Source organism: Mesorhizobium sp. M0437 (genome assembly GCF_040321335.1).
GTDB lineage: Bacteria > Pseudomonadota > Alphaproteobacteria > Rhizobiales > Rhizobiaceae > Mesorhizobium.
The window spans coordinates 1-19,720 of the sequence record NZ_JAMYRK010000088.1; the positions used below are offsets into that span (position 1 = coordinate 1).

Annotated in this window: 9 protein-coding genes; 7 read left to right on the forward strand and 2 right to left on the reverse strand. The window is 64.7% G+C overall.

Going from position 1 to position 19,720, the window contains the following annotated elements; genetic code table 11:
• Positions 1-107: 107 nt before the first annotated feature.
• Positions 108-869, reverse strand: a complete 762-nt coding sequence (gene hutC / locus NKI72_RS31145; protein WP_352837037.1) for a histidine utilization transcriptional repressor HutC — start codon at positions 867-869, stop codon at positions 108-110.
• Entirely contained in the window at positions 866-2,218 is a 1,353-nt protein-coding gene (locus NKI72_RS31150; RefSeq protein WP_352837035.1) for a formimidoylglutamate deiminase, read from the reverse strand. Before NKI72_RS31150 ends, hutC begins: the two co-directional genes overlap by 4 nt.
• 98 nt (positions 2,219-2,316) lie before the next feature.
• Here NKI72_RS31150 and hutI point away from each other — a divergent pair, with 98 nt between their 5' ends.
• The 7 genes from hutI to NKI72_RS31185 all read left to right on the forward strand — a co-directional run bounded on the left by hutI (position 2,317) and on the right by NKI72_RS31185 (position 19,561).
• Positions 2,317-3,552 (forward strand): imidazolonepropionase, encoded by a 1,236-nt coding sequence (hutI, locus tag NKI72_RS31155; RefSeq protein ID WP_352837033.1) that lies wholly within the window; start codon positions 2,317-2,319, stop codon positions 3,550-3,552.
• A complete protein-coding gene (hutH, locus tag NKI72_RS31160; protein WP_352501464.1) occupies positions 3,549-5,084 on the forward strand; it encodes a histidine ammonia-lyase in 1,536 nt (511 codons plus the stop codon). Before hutI ends, hutH begins: the two co-directional genes overlap by 4 nt.
• 388 nt (positions 5,085-5,472) lie before the next feature.
• The gene (gene hutG, locus NKI72_RS31165) at positions 5,473-6,291 is read left to right on the forward strand and encodes an N-formylglutamate deformylase (protein ID WP_352771513.1); all 819 of its coding nucleotides are present in this window, start codon (positions 5,473-5,475) and stop codon (positions 6,289-6,291) included.
• Positions 6,292-6,323: 32 nt separating this feature from the next.
• Positions 6,324-7,994 carry a urocanate hydratase gene (gene hutU / locus NKI72_RS31170; protein WP_352837030.1) on the forward strand — a complete coding sequence of 557 codons (1,671 nt, stop codon included), beginning with the start codon at positions 6,324-6,326 and terminating at the stop codon, positions 7,992-7,994.
• Between the two features lie 8 nt (positions 7,995-8,002).
• A complete protein-coding gene (locus NKI72_RS31175; protein ID WP_352837029.1) occupies positions 8,003-8,590 on the forward strand; it encodes a HutD/Ves family protein in 588 nt (195 codons plus the stop codon).
• 267 nt (positions 8,591-8,857) lie between these two features.
• A complete protein-coding gene (locus tag NKI72_RS31180; protein ID WP_352851740.1) occupies positions 8,858-17,428 on the forward strand; it encodes a glycoside hydrolase family 94 protein in 8,571 nt (2,856 codons plus the stop codon).
• Positions 17,429-17,791: 363 nt separating this feature from the next.
• Positions 17,792-19,561 carry a glucan ABC transporter ATP-binding protein/ permease gene (locus NKI72_RS31185; protein ID WP_352473659.1) on the forward strand — a complete coding sequence of 590 codons (1,770 nt, stop codon included), beginning with the start codon at positions 17,792-17,794 and terminating at the stop codon, positions 19,559-19,561.
• The last annotated feature ends 159 nt before the right edge of the window (positions 19,562-19,720 follow it).

Here is a 19,720-nt window from a genome sequence, read left to right on the forward strand (position 1 = left end):
TGCCAAAGTTCCCATCAGCCATCGCATCAAGAAATGCGCCTGGAACGACGACTATCTCATCAATGCCATCACTCATATGCGATAGCCCTGCCCTCAAGGGGGAGGGTTTACCCCTGCGACGGCGTGAACCGCGCCACCAGCGTGTGGTTTTCTGCCGCATAGGTGAAGCGGACATGGGTGACGGGGTGCTCGGCGCTCCATGTCCGCCGCTCGATCACCAGGCACGGCGCGCCGGTCTCGATGTCGAGCGCCGCCGCGATGTGCTGTTCGGCGGCAACCGCGCGAATGCGATGCTCGGCGGCACTCCACGGCACACGGCCGATCAGCCACGGACCGGGCGCCGTGTCGAAAAACGCCTCTTCGGCGGCCTCCGGCACGGCAGCCAGGTTGATCAGCCGCTGCTCGTGGGCGAACGGCCGCTTGCCGGCGAAATGCCGGCATTCCAGCACCAGCACGGGCCCGGCGACGTCGAGTTCCAGCAGGGCGCGGTCGTCGGCGCTGCTGCGCCTTCTGTTTCGCGCCATGCGCTCGTAGCGGTAGGGCAGGCCAAGTGCCTCGACCTCGATCCGGATGTCGTGGATTTCGAGAACGGCTGCCTGCGACTGCGGCTGGCGGACAAAACTGCCGGAGCGACGCCGGCGCTCGATCAGCCCGGCCTTGGCCAGTTGCGACAGTGCCTTGTTCACTGTCATGCGCGAACATCTGTATTCGGCCGTCAGTTCATGCTCGAACGGGATGCGGTGGCCGGGCGCCCAGGCACCCGACAGGATCCGTTCGCTGATGTCCGACAGGATGCGCTGGTGCAGCGAAAGAACCTCGCCGCCGTCCGCGCTTCCGGAATCCGCGCTTATTGTCCCGATTATGCTCATGCCGAAAGCGCCGTCATCACCTTGCGGAAGCGCTCGGCGATGGCATCGCGCCTGGCATGCATGCCGCCGCTGACCAGTTTCTTGCCATGCACCCAGACGCAATCGACCTTGGTGCCGTTAGCAAAAATCCAGGCATCAAGGATTGCATCGCCCGTCTTGCCGGCCAGCGATGGATGCTTGCCGTCGAGCGAGACGAAATCGGCCGAGGCACCTGCTGCGATCTGCGAGAGGCCGGCGCCCAGCGCGGCACTGCCACCATCGAGCGCGGCATCGAACAAAGCACGGCCGGTCGAGCCGCCGGCCACCGCCAGCACGTTGCGGGCGCGGTGGGCGAGGCGCTGCGAATATTCGAGCTGCCGCAACTCGTCCGGCAGGCCGATCAGTACGTTTGAATCCGAGCCGATGCCGAAGCGGCCGCCATGCTGCATGAACAAGGACGCGGCAAAGGTGCCGTCGCCGAGATTGGCCTCGGTGATCGGACAGAGGCCGGCAACGGCGCCGCTTTTCGCCAAATCGGTCGTCTCGGTCTCGGTCATGTGGGTGGCGTGGATGAGGCACCAGCGCTGGTCGACCTTGGCGTTGGCAAGCAGCCATTCGACCGGCCGCGCGCCGGACCAGGCAAGGCAGTCCTCGACCTCCTTCATCTGCTCGGCGATGTGGATGTGGATCGGCCCCTCCGGCACCATCACCGTGATGTTTTCCAGTTCCTCCGGTGTCACGGCACGCAGGCTGTGCGGGGCAACGCCGACGACGCCTTGATTCAGCGCGCGAATGGATTCGCGGCATTTCTCAACAAGCCGCGAGAACTGGTTCACATTGTTGATGAACCGGCGCTGGCCTTCATTTGGTGCAGCGCCGCCGAAAGAGGAATGCGCGTAGAAGACGGGCAGCAAAGTCAGCCCGATGCCTGTCTCGGACGCTGCGGCAACGATGCGCTGCGCCATCTCGGCGATGTCAGCATAGGGCCGGCCGTCACGGTCGTGGTGGAGATAGTGAAACTCGCCGACGCGCGAGAACCCGGCCTCCAGCATCTCGACATAGAGCTGGGCCGCAACCGCCTCGACCTGGTCCGGCGTCATCGACAGCGCGAAACGGTACATCACTTCGCGCCAGCTCCAGAAACTGTCGGCGGAAGGGCCGCGCAATTCAGCAAGGCCGGCCATGCCGCGCTGGAAGGCATGGCTATGCAGGTTCGGCATCCCGGACAAAAGGATGGCACAGCGCTCGTCGCCAGGCAGGAGCGAGGTATTCGCCTCGACCGTGGCGATCCTGCCGTCCGAGATGACGATCCGCACATTGCCGTACCAGCCGTCGGGCAGAAGCGCCTGTTCCGCAAAGATTGCCGTCACGTTTTTCTCCAAATCCCGGTCTGCCGTGCGATGATAGCGCTTGCAGTGCCTTTTCATATGTATATACATAATCGTCACCTATTGAAACGGAAAAGATGATGGCTGCAGAGAGCAAAAGCCGGGCAGGAGAGCTTCGCCTCTGGCGCAATGCGCGCCTCGCGACCATGGCCGAAAGCAGCCCCGGGTCAGGCGTTGTCGAGCACGGTGCAATCGCCGTGCGCAATGGCCGGATCGTCTATGCCGGGCCGGAAGCCGACATGCCGGCAGCACTTAGCAAAGGCGCCGAGGCGACCGACTGCGAAGGCCGCTGGATCACGCCCGGCCTGATCGACTGCCATACCCATCTGGTCCATGCCGGCAACCGGGCCAATGAATTCGAGATGCGGCTGGCCGGCGCCAGCTATGAGGAGGTTGCCAAGGCCGGCGGCGGCATCGTTTCCTCGGTTAAGGCACTGCGCGCCGCCGGCGAGGACGAGCTGGTCGCCCAGTCGCTGCCGCGCCTCGATGCGCTGATCGCGGAAGGCGTCACCACCGTCGAGATCAAATCCGGCTACGGTCTCGACCTCGAAAACGAGAAGAAGTCGCTGCGCGCCGCACGACGGCTGGGCGGTGAGCGGCCGGTGACGGTCAGGACCACTTTCCTCGGCGCTCATGCACTGCCGCCCGAAGCAAAAGGCGACAAGGACGCCTTTATCGATCTTGTTGCAAAGCAGATTTTGCCGGCCGTCGCCGCCGAGGGCCTGGCCGATGCCGTCGACGGTTTTTGCGAAGGCATTGCCTTTTGGCCGGAGCAGATCGCCCGCGTGTTCGATGCCGCAAAGGCGGCGGGCCTGCCGGTCAAGCTCCATGCGGACCAGCTGTCCAATCTGCACGGCGCCGAACTTGCGGCGCGCTATGGTGCGCTATCGGCCGACCACCTCGAATACACCGACGAGGCCGGTGCGGCGGCGATGGCGAAGGCCGGAACCGTGGCGACCATCCTGCCCGGCGCCTACTACTTCATCCGCGAGACCAAGAAGCCGCCGATCGCCTTGTTTCGCCAGCATGGCGTCAGGATGGCCGTTGCCACCGACAACAATCCCGGCACGTCGCCGCTGACCTCGCTGCTGCTGACCATGAACATGGCCGCGACGTTGTTCGGCCTGACCGTCGATGAATGCCTTGCCGGCGTTACCCGCGAGGCTGCCCGCGCGCTCGGGCTGCTTGGACAGACCGGCACGCTGGAGGCCGGAAAATCGGCCGATCTGGCGATCTGGAACGTCGAGCGCCCGGCCGAACTCGTCTACCGCATGGGCTTCAACCCGCTGCATGCCCGCATCTGGAGGGGACAATGACCGAACTCAAGCTAAGGCCGGGCAATGCCACGCTGGCCGATTGGCGCGCCATCTATCGCGGCGCCGCACTGAGGCTCGACGATGCCTGCCGGCCGAAGATCAAGGCCAGCGCCGAGGCCGTCGCCAGGATCGTTGCCAAGGGCGAGCCGGTCTATGGCATCAATACCGGCTTCGGCAAGCTGGCCAGCGTCCGCATCCCCGCCGCCGACCTGGAAACGTTGCAGCGAAACATCGTGCTGTCCCATGCCGCCGGCGTCGGCGAGCCGATGCCCGTCGCAATCTGCCGGCTGATGATGGCGCTGAAGCTGGCCAGCCTGGCACAGGGCGCCTCCGGCGTGCGGCCGCGGACGATCGAACTGCTCGAGGCGATGCTGGCCAACGACGTTATCCCCGTGGTGCCGGCGCAAGGCTCGGTCGGCGCTTCCGGCGACCTTGCGCCGCTGTCGCACATGACCGCCGTGATGATCGGCGTCGGCGAGTGCTTTACCCCGCATGGCCGCTTTCCCGCCAAGGTCGCCTTCGTTTCGCACGGCCTGGAGCCGGTGACACTGGGCGCCAAGGAAGGCCTGGCGCTGCTCAACGGCACCCAGTTTTCGACCGCCTATGCGCTTGCCGCTTTGTTCGAGGCGGAAGTGCTCTACCAGTCGGCACTGGTCGCCGGCGCGCTGTCGACCGATGCCGCCAAGGGCTCCGACGCTCCGTTCGATCCACGCATCCATCTGCTCAGGAAACATCGCGGCCAGATCGAGACGGCCGAGGCGTTGCGCAATTTGATGGCCGGCAGCGCCATCCGTGAATCGCACCGCGTCGGCGACGAGCGTGTGCAGGATCCGTATTGCCTGCGCTGCCAGCCGCAGGTGATGGGCGCAGCGCTCGACGTGCTCCGCAAGGCCGCCGAGACGCTCGGCACCGAGGCCAACGGCGTCACCGACAATCCGCTGATCTTTGCCGAGGACGACTCCGCACTTTCGGGCGGCAATTTCCATGCCGAGCCGGTCGCCTTCGCCGCCGACATGATCGCACTCGCCGTCTGCGAGATCGGCTCGCTGTCGGAGCGGCGCATCGCTATGCTGGTCGATCCGGCGCTGTCGGGCATGCCGGCCTTTCTCACGCCCAAGCCGGGTCTGAATTCCGGTTTCATGATCCCTCAGGTCACGGCGGCAGCACTGGTTTCTGAAAACAAGCAAAAGGCCTATCCGGCCAGCGTCGATTCGATCCCGACCTCGGCCAACCAGGAAGACCACGTCTCGATGGCGGCGCATGGCGCGCGCCGCCTCATCGGCATGGTCGAGAATGCGACGGCCGTCATCGGCATCGAATTGCTGGCCGCCGCGCAAGGCTGCGATTTCCACGCACCGCTGGCCTCGAGCGCGGCACTGGAGGCGGTGCGCCGGCTGGTCAGGGCAGAGGTGCCGCATCTCGACAACGACCGGCACTTCCACCCCGACATGGAGAAGGCCATCGCCATGATACGCAGCGGCGCGGCGGTCGAAGCGGCAAGCGCGGTAAAGCTGCCGGGGGTGACGTCGTGAGACGGTTCACCGTCACAGGCCGCGTTCTGTCGCGCCCCCCTCTGTCCTGCCGGAGATTGGCTGTCGTCTCGGCTTTCGCCAATCTCCAGCGTTGCAGGACTGAGCGAGGCGCCGAAGCTGCCAATCTCCCCACTAGAGGGGGAGATGTCCGGCAGGACAGAGGGGGGCGCTGTCCCGCCAACCTCAGCCCGGCAACACCGAAACTTTCAAATCCAGAAACAAAAAACCCGCCTCAAAGGCGGGTCGTCGGGCCGAATCAGCACCATACCGAATTTAGTAGCATAGCTGCCGGCACAAAGCAAGAACAAAATGCGTTGCGACCGGCAAAAAGCGAGGCCGGTGTTCACGGACGATTGCAAGGTCGCGTTCTGTCGCGCGGAGACTTCCGATGACCTCACCCTCCTGGCTCACCGTCACCCAAGGCACAGCACCCCTGCTGGTTTCGATCCCGCATACCGGCATCGATCTCGCCGGCCTCGACAGCCGGCTGGTCTCGCCCTGGCTCGGCCGCCGTGACGCCGACTGGTGGATCGACAAGCTTTATGACTTCGCCGAGAGCCTCGGCGCGACGGTCGTGCATACGGCGATTTCGCGCACCGTTATCGACGTCAACCGCGATCCGTCCGGCGTTTCGCTCTATCCCGGCCAGACGACGACCGGGCTCTGCCCGACAGAGACCTTTGACGGCGATCAGCTCTACCGCAAGGGTGAAGAGCCGGGGCCGTCTGAGATCGACGAGCGCCGCGAGAAGTTCTTCGTACCCTATCATGCCGCCCTGCAGGCTGAGATCGACAGGCTGCACGCTTTGCATGGGAAGGTCGTCGTCTATGACTGCCATTCGATCCGCTCGGTGCTGCCGCGCCTTTTCGAAGGCAAATTGCCGGTCTTCAATCTCGGCACCAATGACGGCAAGAGCGCCGATCCGACGCTGCAGGCGACGGTTGGCCAGATCCTCGCCGAAACCGGCGAGAGCTACGTCGTCAACGGCCGCTTCAAGGGCGGCTGGATCACGCGCCATTTCGGCCAGCCGCAAGCCGGCGTCCACGCGCTGCAGATGGAACTCTCCAACCGCGGCTATATGCGCGAGCCCGAAGGCAAGGGCGAACCGGCTAACTGGCCGGTGCCTTACGAGGCCGAATTCGCGGCGCCGATCCGCGTCACGCTGAAGAAGATCCTGGAAACCGCGATCGCCTGGGCCGAACGCTGACGCGCGGTGGACCTCACTCGAAAGGGACAATCATGACCGATCCTCGCCACAACATCCGTGAAGTGCGCAGCCCGCGCGGCAGCGAGCTCAACGCCCGCACCTGGCTGACGGAAGCGCCGTTGCGCATGCTGATGAACAATCTCGACCCAGACGTCGCCGAAAACCCCAACGAACTGGTCGTCTATGGCGGCATCGGCCGGGCGGCGCGCACCTGGAACGATTTCGACCGCATCGTTGCCTCGCTGAAGACGCTTGGCGACGACGAGACGCTGTTGGTGCAATCGGGCAAGCCGGTCGGCGTGTTCCGCACGCATCCTGACGCCCCGCGTGTGCTGATCGCCAATTCCAACCTGGTGCCGCACTGGGCGACATGGGAGAAATTCAACGAGCTCGATAGAAAGGGCCTGATGATGTACGGCCAGATGACGGCCGGCTCGTGGATCTACATCGGCACGCAAGGCATCGTGCAGGGCACCTACGAGACCTTCGTCGAGGCCGGCCGCCAGCATTATGGCGGCAATCTCAGGGGCAAATGGATCCTGACCGGCGGCCTCGGCGGCATGGGCGGTGCCCAGCCGCTCGCCGCGGTGATGGCCGGCGCCTGCTGCCTGGCCGTCGAATGCGATCCCGATCGCATCGATTTCCGGCTGCGCACCCGCTATGTCGATGAGCGCGCCGACACGCTCGACGAGGCTCTGGAAAAGATCGAGCGCTGGACCAAAGCCGGTGAGGCGAAATCGGTTGGCCTGGTCGGCAACGCCGCCGATATCCTGCCGGAACTGGTGCGGCGCGGCGTGCGCCCCGACATCGTCACCGACCAGACCTCGGCGCATGACCCGCTCAACGGCTATCTGCCCAAGGGCTGGTCGCTGGCCGAGTGGCGCGAGAAACGCACCTCCGACCCGAAGGCCGTCGAAAAAGCTGCCCGCGCGTCGATGCGCGAGCATGTCGAGGCGATGGTGGCGTTCTGGAATGCCGGCGTGCCGACGCTCGACTACGGCAACAACATCCGCCAGGTGGCGAAGGAGGAGGGGTTCGAGAATGCTTTTGCATTCCCGGGTTTCGTGCCGGCTTACATCCGTCCGCTGTTTTGCCGCGGCATCGGCCCGTTCCGCTGGGCAGCGCTTTCCGGCGATCCCGAGGATATCTACAAGACCGACGCCAAGGTGCGCGAGCTGACCCCCGGCAACACCCATCTGCACAACTGGCTCGACATGGCGCGTGAGCGCATCGCCTTCCAGGGCTTGCCGGCGCGCATCTGCTGGGTTGGGCTTGGCGATCGCCACCGGCTCGGCCTCGCCTTCAACGAGATGGTCGCCAGGGGCGAACTGAAAGCGCCGGTGGTCATCGGCCGCGATCACCTCGATTCCGGCTCGGTCGCCTCGCCGAACCGCGAGACGGAGGCGATGAAGGACGGCTCCGATGCCGTCTCCGACTGGCCGTTGCTCAATGCCTTGCTCAACACCGCGTCCGGCGCCACCTGGGTGTCGCTGCACCATGGCGGCGGCGTCGGCATGGGCTTTTCGCAGCATGCCGGCATGGTCATCGTCGCCGACGGCACGCCCGAGGCGGCCAAGCGCCTGGAGCGGGTTCTGTGGAACGATCCGGCGACCGGCGTCATGCGCCACGCCGATGCCGGCTATGACATCGCGATCGAGTGCGCCCGGGAGAACCAGCTCAACCTGCCCGGCATTTTGGGCTGAGCCGCGCCTTGCACATCCTTCGGGCAGCCGGATACCGCTCGATGCCGTGGAAGAACGGCGGCGGGGTGACGACGGAGATTGCCGTCTCGCCGCCTGGTGCCGGGCTCGACGATTTCGACTGGCGCGTCTCGATGGCGCTGGTCGAGGGCGGCGGGCCGTTCTCCGGCTTCGCCGGCGTCGATCGGACCTTGGCCCTGCTGGAAGGCGAGGGCATGATCCTCGGCATCGCCGGCCGGCTACCGGTCGAAATCACCAAGGCTTCCGCACCGCTTGCCTTTCCGGCCGACGTGCCGACGCAAGCCACGCCGATCGCCGGTCCGATCACCGACCTCAACGTCATGACCCGCCGCGCCCGGGCGATCCACACGGTCGAGCGCCTGCTGATTTCGGCTCCGACGGAGATCCAGGCCGAAGCCGATGAAACACTCATCCTGTGCGTCGACGGCGAACTCAGCGTGGCCGGCGCGGCGCCCATGCAACTTGGGCCGCTCGACGCGCTGTTGCTCGGGGCGCAAGCGCCGGAACTGCGCCTGGATCCGGTCCGGCCGGCCATGCTGTTCGTGATCCGCATCGACCGCATTGCCGGCAACGATTAACGTCTGTTTCCAAACATGATCGTGACGCCGGCCAAATATCGCGTAAGCTGGTCGCTGCATCACGAAAAAGCCTGAATCTTCCGCCGATCAGAAGCCGAAACGATGCTCATAGTGCTCGTCTGGAAGTTGTCGAAAGACGGCATCTTGTCGTGGTGCGGAAACAAACTTTCGGCCAAGTGTTGCGATGCAACCAATTGCATTTGGACCGGTTTTAGGGACATTGCCGTGGCGGTGACGCCGCACTGCGTCCCCAACACGGAACCTTAGATGAATATCCAGACCAATCTCGCACAGATCGAAAAGACGAGCGCCAGCTTCCCGGCTGTCACCGACGAGCCGATACGCTCCAATTTCCTGCCGGAAGATCGCCTGCGCGCTTTGGGCGCAGCCCTTGCCAATGGCGATGCCAAGGATTTGTTCCGTCTGACGCCTTTCGATTTTCAGGCGCGCATCCGCGACAGCGCCAGGAAAATTCTCGATGTCTACCGTTCCACCAACGCTGCCCAGGCGAGGGGCGAAACGATCACGCCCGCGGCGCAGTGGCTGCTCGATAACAACTACCTGGTCGAGGAGACCATTTTTCAGGTCAAGCGCGACCTGCCACGCCGCTTCTATCGTCAGTTGCCGACGCTGAAACTGTCGGATGGATCCAGCGTGCCGCGCGCGCTGGCGGTCGCGTGGACCTATGTCGCGCATTCCGACAGTTCCGTCTCATCGGCCATGTTCAAGGCGATCGTCGAAGGCTTCCAGTCCGTCGAGCCGCTGAAGATTGGCGAATTATGGGCGCTGCCGTCGCTGCTGCGCTTCGTCCTGATCGAGAACCTTCGCCGGATCGCGGTCCGCGTCAATCGCACGCGGGAACTGCGCCAGATCGCCAACGAGGTCGCCGACCGTGTGCTGGCGACGGACGACAGCGCCGACCGGCAGGCGATACTTTCCCACTACAGCGCCCATGCGCAGGACACCACCTTCGCCACCCAGTTGCTCTACCGGCTGCGTGACGGCTCGCAAAATGCCGGCAGGGCGCTGGAATGGCTGGAGGGCGAGCTGGAACGGACCGGCTCCGACGCCGAGGAGATCATCCTCAGCGAGCACCACACGCTGTCCAGCGGCAACGTGACCACCGGCAACATCATCCGCGGCCTGCGCCTGATCAACGACATCGACTGGACGGTGTGGTTCGAGGGCGTCAGTCGCATCGACACCTTGCTGCGCGAACGCACCGATTTCGCCGCGCTCGATTTCTTTTCGCGCGACCAATACCGGACTGCGATCGAGGAACTGGCGCGCCGTTCCGATCTCTCCGAATTTCGCGTTGCCGAAAGGGCGATCGAGCTCGCCGGCCATGCTGCCGATGCACCGGGCTCCGAAAACGGTCCGATCGCTCACACCGACGTCGGCTTCTTTCTGGTCGGCCCGCGCCGGCAGGAGCTCGAGCGGTCGATCGGCTACCGGCCGACCATCGGTAAGACGCTCAACCGGACCTTCCGCAAGACCGGATGGCTGGGCATCGTCGTGCCGGTGTTTGCGCTGACGGTCCTGCTTCTGGTCGTTTCCGGCAATGCGCTTGCCAATCTCGGCCTGTCGGTGCCGTCGATCGTCCTGATGCTGGCCCTGTTCGCGGTGCCGGCCAGCGAAGGCGCGCTCGCATTCTTCAACACCGTCGTCTCGCTGTTTTTGAAGCCGACGCGTCTCATCGGCTATGATTTCAGGCACGGTGTGCCGCCCGAGGCGCGCACGCTGGTGGTGGTGCCGTCGCTGATCGGCTCGCGCGACGATGTCGAGGAGAACATCCGCAACATCGAGGTGCATCACCTCGCCAACACGGCGGGCGAAGTCTATTTCGCGCTGCTTTCCGACTGGCCGGACTCCAAGACCGAGATCGACACGGCGGACGTCGAAATCCTCGAATTCGCCCGCGCCGAAATCGCCAGGCTGAACGCCCGCTATCCCTCGGAAGGGGCGCCGCGCTTTTATCTGCTGCATCGGCGCCGGCTCTACAACGCGTCGCAAGGCGTCTGGATGGGCTGGGAGCGCAAGCGCGGCAAGCTGCACGAATTGAACCTTCTGCTGCGCGGCGACAGCGACACCACCTTCCTGCCGTTGGAAGTGCCATTGCCGGAGAGCGTCGTCCACGTGATGACGCTGGACGCCGACACCCGCACCACCCGCGACGCCGTCGCTGCGCTGGCCGGCAAGCTTTGCCACCCGCTCAACCGTCCGCATTTCGATGTCGCACGGCGCGAGGTTACGGCAGGTTATTCCATCCTGCAGCCGCGCATCACCGCGTCGCTGACCAGTGGCGACGAGGCATCGTTCTTTCAGCGTGTCTTTTCCGCCAATCGCGGGCTCGATCCGTACGTCTTTGCCGTGTCGGACCTCTACCAGGACATCTTCGGCGACGGTTCCTTCACCGGCAAGGGTCTTTACCATGTCGACGCCTTCGAGGCGGCGCTGAAGGGTCGCATCGAGGAAAACACCATCCTCAGCCATGATCTGCTCGAAGGCGCCCTGGCGCGCTCGGCCTTGGTCACCGACGTCGAACTGGTCGAGGACTATCCGACCCGCTATTCGGTCGATGCGTCGCGCCACCATCGCTGGGCACGCGGCGACTGGCAGCTTCTGGGCTTCATCCTCAGCCCGCGCTCAAACGTGCCGGCGCTGTCGCGCTGGAAGATGGTGGACAATCTGCGCCGCTCGGTGACGCCGATCTTCTGGGTGATGGCCGCGATCGCCGGCTGGACGCTGCTGCCCTTCACGCAGGCCGCGCAATGGCAGGCGCTGCTGATCCTTACGCTGTTCATGGCGCCCACTTTCGACATCGTCAACGCCATCCTGCCGAAGAGCGGCGATCAGACGCCGCGCGGCCATTTCTCGGCACTGGCACGCGACGTTGCCTTCGGCACCGCCCTGGTGGCGCTGAAGATCGTGCTGATGGCGCATCTTGCCTGGATGATGGGCGACGCGATCATCCGCACGCTCTACCGCCTGTTCGTCAGCCGCCAGAACCTGCTCGAATGGCGCACCGCCTCGCAGGCACACAAGGGCGGCGACAACGATCTCGGCTCCTACTACAGCATCATGTACGGCGCGGTGATCATAGGCGTCGTCGGCCTCGCCGTGCCGGTGCTGGCCGATTCCACCGGCGCCTTCGTCGCCTTCTTCTTTGCCTTGTTCTGGATCGGCTCGCCCGCCATCGCCTGCTGGATCAGCCGTTCGGCCGAAACCGAGGACCGCCTGCGCATATCGGCCGCCGACATCCACGCGCTGCGCACCGTGGCGCGGCGTACATGGCACTATTTCGAGACCTTCGTGACGGCCGAGCATCACCATCTGCCGCCGGATAATTTCCAGGAAAGCCCGGCCCCCGTGGTGGCGCCCCGCACCTCGCCGACCAATATCGGCGTCTACCTGCTGTCGGTGATTTCGGCACGCGATTTCGGCTGGATCAGCCTCTCCGACGCCGTCAACCGCATCGACGCGACCATGTCGACCATCGAGAGCATGCCGCGCGACCGCGGCCATCTCTTCAACTGGTATGACACGACGACCCTGAAGCCGCTCTACCCGCTGTACATTTCGGCGGTCGACAGCGGCAATCTCGCCGGCCATCTGGTGGCCGTGGCCGCTGCCTGCGCCGAATGGGCCGAAGCGCCGTCGGTGCATGTGCAGGGCGACTTCGAAGGCATCCTCGACACCGTCACCATCCTCGACGAAAGCCTTGAGGAACTGCCCGACGACCGGCGTCAATTGCGGCCCTTGCGCCAGCGGCTCGCCGACCGTCTCGACGGCATGCGGCGGGCGGTCGAATTGATCAAGGCGCAGCCGGAGATGGCGTCGATCCGTACCATCAACCTGGCCGTCCTGGCCGGCGAGATACGCAAGCTCGCGACAGCCATCCACACCGAGGCCGCGTCGACCCAGAGCGACACCATCGCCGATTGGGCGGCCAGGCTCGAAGCCACCTGCGAGGCGCATGTGCACGACGCGCACAGCGACGAAAACGCGGTCGCGGCGTTGCGGGCCAAGCTTCTGACCTTGCGCGAGCGCACGCGCCGCTTCGCCTTCGAGATGGATTTCTCGTTCCTGATGCGGCCCGAGCGCAAGCTCCTGTCGATCGGTTACCGGGTCGAGGAGCATCAGCTCGACGAAAGCTGCTACGACCTTTTGGCGTCCGAGGCGCGGCTGACCAGCCTGTTCGCCATCGCCAAGGGCGATTTGCCGACCGAGCACTGGTTCCGGCTCGGCCGGCCGATCGTCGAGATCGGCTTCCAGGGCGCACTGATGTCCTGGTCCGGCTCGATGTTCGAATATCTGATGCCGCCGTTAGTGATGAAGGAGCCGCAAGGCAGCATTCTCAACCAGACCAGCAAGCTCATCATCAAGCGCCAGATCCAGTATGGCCGTTCGAAGAACGTTCCCTGGGGGATTTCGGAAGCGGCCTACAACGCCCGCGACCGTGAACTGACCTACCAGTACACCAATTTCGGCGTGCCCGGGCTCGGCCTGAAGCGCGGCCTTGGCCAAAACACGGTGATCGCGCCTTACGCGACCGTGCTGGCAGCGCAGTTCACGCCGCATGAATCCGTGCAGAACCTGGCCAGGCTGAGGCGGCTGGGCGCACTGGGCCGGCATGGTTTCTACGACGCGGTGGATTTCACGCCGCAACGCGTCCCCGAGGGCACCGACCACGCCGTCGTGCTCAACTACATGGCCCACCACTCCGGCATGTCGATTGCCGCAGTTGCCGATGCGATCTTCGAAGGGCGCCTGCGCGACCGCTTCCACAGCGATCCGGTGATCGAGTCGGCCGAATTGCTGCTGCAGGAAAGGGCGCCGCGCGACATCCCGACTGCGACCGTCAGGACCGAGGCCGACGAGCGCTCGAAGGACGAGACCGAGCTGGAAAGCCCGGATACCCGCATCGTGCTCGATCCGCTCCGGGCGCTCCGCTCGACCAGTGTCATGTCCAATGGCCGCTATTCGGTCATGGTCACCGCCACCGGCTCCGGCTACAGCCGCTGGGGCGAACTTGCCGTCACGCGCTGGCAGCCGGATCCGACCGAGGACCGCCTTGGTTCCTATATTTTCCTGCGCGACGCCAGCAACGGCGACTGGTGGTCGGCCACCGCCGAGCCGAAGCGCGCCGCCGGCGAGCGTGCGCAGACGCTGTTCTCCGACGACAAGGCGAGCTTCGTCAAATCGATTGGATCGCTGCGTTCGGAAGTCGAGTGCATCGTCATCTCGGAAGGCAATGGTGAGGGCCGACGGGTGACGCTCCACAATGATGGCCCCGCCGACCGGCATATCGAAGTAACCTCGTTTGCCGAACTGGTGCTGGGCTCCGAGCCCTCGGATAATGCCCATCCGGCTTTTTCGAAGATGTTCGTGGAAACCGAAATCGCGCCGAACAACGGCGCGATCTTCGCCACCAGGCGCAAGCGCGAAAAGGACGAACCCGACGTCACCATGGTGCATTTCGTCACCGACCCGTCTGGATCGGCGCGAGACGCCGAGGCGGAAACCGACAGGCGCGCCTTCATCGGCCGCGGCCGCACCATCACCGAAGCGGCTGCCTTTGATCCCGGCGCCAAGCTTGGCGGCCATTCCGGCTTCACCCTGGATCCGATCGCATCGCTTCGCCGGCAGGTGCGCGTGCCGGCCAACAAGAAGATTTCGCTGACGTTCTGGACCGTCGTCGGTACCCATCGTGCCGAATTGGATGCCGCCATCGCACGGCTCGACCATCCCGAAAGCTTCGCCCGCCAGGCGATGCTCGCCTGGACGCGCTCGCAGGTACAGACCCGGCACCTTGGCCTCAGCCTGTCCGACGCCGCCAATGTGCAGAAGCTGGCGCGCTATCTGATCTATCCCGATCCGTTCCTGCGCCTTCCGGGCGAATCCATCGTCTCCGGGCTCGGCAGGCAGTCCAGCCTGTGGCCGACCAGCATATCCGGCGATTTTCCGATTTTCCTGGTCAGGATCGCCGATGTCGCCGATCTGGAGATCGTCGCCCAGGCGCTTCGCTTCCAGGAATACATGCGCGCCCGCGGCATGATGATCGACTTTGTCGTCGTCAACGAGCAGGCGTCATCCTACGTGCAGGACCTGCAGCGCGCGGTGGAGACGCTGTGCGAAAACAGCCGGTTGCGCGGCAAGGAACTCGGACCCCGCCAGCACATCTTCGCGGTGCGCCGCGATCTGATGGAGGAAACGACCTACCGGACCTTGCTCGCCGTCGCTCGGGTGGTGCTGCATACGCGCAACGGCACCATCTTCGACCAGATCGAGCGCGCCGAGGCCGCGGCATTGCAGGCGCGGGACGCCGCCCTCCAGCCGGCAGACCTTGCAGCGCTTCGCGAGCCGTCCTTGCCGGTGCCGACGTCGCAAGCATCGGCCGCTCAGGCACTGATCGAGGGCCGCGTCGACGGCAGCGGGCTCGACCAATGGAACGGGTTCGGCGGCTTCGACGGCGGCGGACGCCACTACGTCGTGCGTCTTGCCGGCCGGGGCACGACGCCGCAGCCGTGGATCAACGTCATCTCCAACCCATCGTTCGGGTTCCACATTTCGGCTGAAGGCGCTGCCTTCACCTGGAGCCGCAACAGCCGCGACTATCAGTTGACGCCATGGTCGAACGATCCGGTCACCAACCGGCCGGGCGAGGGCATCTACATCTACGATCACGCCAGTGGCAGGGCGTTCTCGCCAATGGCTGCCGTGGTGCGTGATCCGACAATGACCTACGAAACCTGGCACGGGCAGGGTTTTTCGACGTTCCGCTCAAAACGCGGGCCGCTGTCGATGGACCTGACCCATGTCGTCGATCCCGTCGATCCGGTGAAGATATCGCGGCTGCGCATCCAGAATTCGGGTTCGGTGCCGATGCGGCTGCGCGTCTACGCCTATGCGGAATGGGTTCTTGGCGGCCATCGCTCGCGCACCGCTGCAAGCATTGTTCCGTCGAGGGATGCCGCAACCGGCGCATTGCTGGCGCAAAATCCCTATGGGCTCGATTTCGGCGAGCGGATCGCCTTTCTGGCCGCCGACGGTGCTGTGCATTCGGTCACCGCCGATCGCGGCGAGTTCATCGGCAGGCAAGGCACGAGCGAGTTTCCGCATGCCGTGCTGAGCGGCGCCGGCCTGTCCGGCCGTGTCGAGGCCGGCGACGATCCCTGCGCGGCCATCGCACGCGACATCGACATCGCTGCCGGCGGCGACGTCACGCTGCTCTGGCTGCTCGGCGACGCGGCCTCGCCCGAGGCGGCCAGCGCGCTGGTGCAGACCCATCGCTCCAGGGATTTCGATCAGCGGCTGGCCGACAACGAGCGCACATGGCGCGGCTTTCTCGACACCATCCAGGTCGAGACGCCGGACAAGGCACTCGACGCCATGGTCAATCACTGGCTGCCCTATCAGAGCCTGGCCTGCCGCATCCGTGCCCGCTCTGCGTTCTATCAGGCGAGCGGTGCCTTCGGCTTCCGCGATCAGCTGCAGGATACCTTGGCCTTGCTGGCGCATGACCCCAAGCTGGCGCGCGATCAGATCCTCAACGCGGCGCGGCGGCAATTTCCCGAAGGCGACGTACAGCATTGGTGGCTGCCGCGCACCGAGGCCGGGGTCCGCACCATGATCTCGGACGACGTGGTCTGGCTGGCCCACGCCACGGCCCGTTACCTGCTGGTGACCGGCGACACCGCGATCCTGAAGGAGCAACTGCCGTTCATCGAAGGGCAGGCGCTGGGCGAAGGCGAGCACGATGCTTTCTTCATCCCGGAAATCTCGAAGAAGACAGCCTCGCTCTATGACCATTGCGCGCGGGCGCTCGATCTTGCCGTCAAGCGCAGCAGCCCAGCCGGGCTGCCGCTGATCCTCGGCGGCGACTGGAACGACGGCATGAACCGCGTCGGCGAGCACGGCAAGGGCGAGAGCGTGTGGCTGGGCTGGTTCCTGCTGAAGACGCTGGGCGACTTTGCCGCTGTCGCCAAGGCGGAGCGCGATGCCAAGCGGGTGCAGGCCTGGACGAAGCACGCCGAGGTGCTGAAACGGGCGCTGGAAAGCACCGCCTGGGATGGCGAGTGGTATCGGCGCGGCAGCTTCGACGACGGCACGCCGCTCGGCTCGCGCAAGTCGGACGAGTGCAAGATCGACTCGATCGCCCAGTCCTGGAGCGTGCTTTCGGGCGAGGGCGACCCGGCGCGGTCGACCACGGCAATGGCGCAGGCGATGAAAGCGCTCGTCGACGACGACCTCAACATCGTCAAACTGTTCACCCCGCCCTTCTTGAAGACGGAAAAGGACCCGGGCTACATCAAGAGCTATCCGCCGGGGGTCCGTGAAAACGGCGGCCAATACACGCACGCGGCGACATGGTTCGTCATTGCGCTGGCCGAGATGGGTTGCACCGACGATGCCTACCGCTGCCTTTCAATGCTCAATCCGGTCTACCATGCTCTCGATGAAGCCGCGGCGGAGCGCTACCGCGTGGAACCTTATGTCGTCGCGGCCGATGTTTATTCCGGGCAAGACAAGGGCGGCCGAGGCGGCTGGACCTGGTATACCGGGTCGGCGGGCTGGCTTTATCGCGCCGCGGTCGAGAGCATTCTCGGCATAGAGCGCCGCGGACAGCGCCTCCAGTTCACGCCGAGACTTCCTAGCCATTGGGACGGCTATTCGGCAACTCTGAAGATGCTGGGCGCCGAGATCAAAGTACGCGTCGTCCGCGACAAAAAGGCCCGGGCCATCTCACTTGAAGTGAATGGCACGAAGACTAAATCTTCGTCCTTCGAGCCAAAAGCCGGAGATAGTGCCGAGGTGGTCGTCAGAATACCGGCCTAGATTCAAGGGCTTGGAGCGTCGCTTAGCGTTCCCAGGGCACGCACGGGCGCTCCAAGTGCCTCTACCGGTTATATTTGCGTTTGACCTTGCTGAATGCCTGCACACGACTTTACACGTCGTGCCCAGGGTCTTGCTGATTAAAATTGTGGCAGTGCTTTCCAGCTGCCATGATTTTGCCGCAACGCTGACATTTCACCTTTTATCTCAAACTGTTAGACGATCACGGCAAATTTCGAAGCGTCGTCATCTTTTGTTCGCGGAATGGGAACGGAAGAGCTAGACGAGCATTGTTTTGCGACGCGTCAACCGATACGAGTCAAAAAATGACGCACTGCACCATAAATAATTGGCGGAGTAGCTGAAGTGTCACTTCTGCAAATCTACTGGCGAGCCCTTGGTTATCTCGCTGCCGACAGGAAACGCGTTGCGTTTATCTGCGGGGCGAATGTCGCGCTTGCCATTATCGCCATTCTCGAGCCGATCATGTTCGGCCGGGTGATCGATGCCATTTCGGACCGCGGCTCGGTATTCGCGACGCTCGCAATGTGGGCCGGCCTCGGCGCGTTCAACATCATCGCCTTCGTGCTGGTGGCGCGCGGCGCCGACCGCTTTGCCCACCAGCGGCGCAGCGAGGTTCTTTGCCAGTCGTTCGAGCGCGTGATCACCATGCCGCTTGCCTGGCATCATCAGCGCGGCACCTCCAATTCCCTGCACACGCTCCTGCGCGCGGTCGAGACCTTGTTCAGCCTCTGGCTGGAATTCATGCGGCAGCATCTGTCGACGGCGGTTGCGTTGGTCCTGCTGGTGCCCACCGCGCTCAGCATGGATATCCGCATGTCGATGGTGCTGCTGGCGCTTGGCGCGCTCTATGTCGGCATCGGACGGCTGGTGATGCGGCGCACCAAGGAAGGCCAGGCGGCCGTGGAGCGGCACTACCACAAGGTATTTGCGCATGTGACCGACTCGGTCAGCAACGTCGCCGTCCTGCAGAGCTACAACCGCATCGGCCATGAGACCGAGGCGCTGAAGTGCTACGTCAAGAACCTGCTCGACGCACAGAATCCGGTGCTCGACTGGTGGGCGATGGCCAACGCGCTGCACCGCCTGTCGTCGACGATTTCGATGATGGTGGTGCTCTTGATCGGCGCCTATCTGGTGACGCACGGCCAGTTGCGCATCGGCGACGTCATCGCCTTTACCGGCTTTGCCACGCTGCTGATTGCCCGGCTCGACCAGATGTCGGCCTTCGCCAACCAGATTTCCGAGGCGCGCGCCAAGCTCGAGGAATTCTATCATCTCGAGGACTCTGCATCCGACGCCGCCGAGCCCGATGGGCTGCGCGATCTCGTCAACGTCACGGGTCATGTGCGTTTCGAGAATGTCTGCTTCGAGTTCGGCAATTCCGGGCAGGGCGTCGACGACGCGTCGTTCGAGGTCCAGGCCGGCCAGACCGTCGCCATCGTCGGCCCGACGGGCGCCGGCAAGACGACGCTCATCAACCTTCTGCAGCGCGTCTTCACCCCGTCCAGCGGCCGTATCCTGATCGACGGCATCGACACCCGCACGGTGACCCGCAAGTCGCTGCGCCATTCGATCGCCACCGTCTTCCAGGATGCCGGCCTGCTCAACCGCTCGATCGAGGACAACATCCGCGTCGGCCGCGCGGAGGCGAGCTATGACGAGGTCCATGCGGCGGCCAATGCCGCCGCCGCGCAGGATTTCATCCTGTCAAAGAGCGAGGGCTACGACACGGTCGTCGGCGAACGCGGCGGACAGCTGTCCGGTGGCGAGCGCCAGCGCATCGCGATCGCCCGCGCCGTGCTGAAGGACGCGCCCATCCTGGTTCTCGACGAGGCGACCAGCGCGCTCGACGTCGAGACGGAAGACCGCGTCAAGGACGCCATCGACGAATTGCGGCGCGGCCGCACCACCTTCATCATCGCCCACCGCCTGACCACCGTTCGCGATGCCGATCTGGTCGTGTTCATGGACAAGGGCCGGGTGGTCGAGATGGGCGGGTTCACCGAACTGTCGCTGCGCAACGGTCGCTTCGCCAGCCTGCTGCGCGCCGGCGGCCTGCTCAACGACGAGGAGGTCCGCCGCCTCAGCCGTCCGGTGAACGAAGCCGCTTGAGCAGCGCGGCTTGCCTTCTCCCCTATGGGAACCACAAGGGGGGCAGCGCCATCGCAGGTGGAGAGCCGAGGCTTTCGCTCTACGACGTACCCCCACCCCTAACCCCTCCCCACAAGGGGGAGGGAGACTTCCGTTGGCGCTGACCTCGGCAAATTTGCC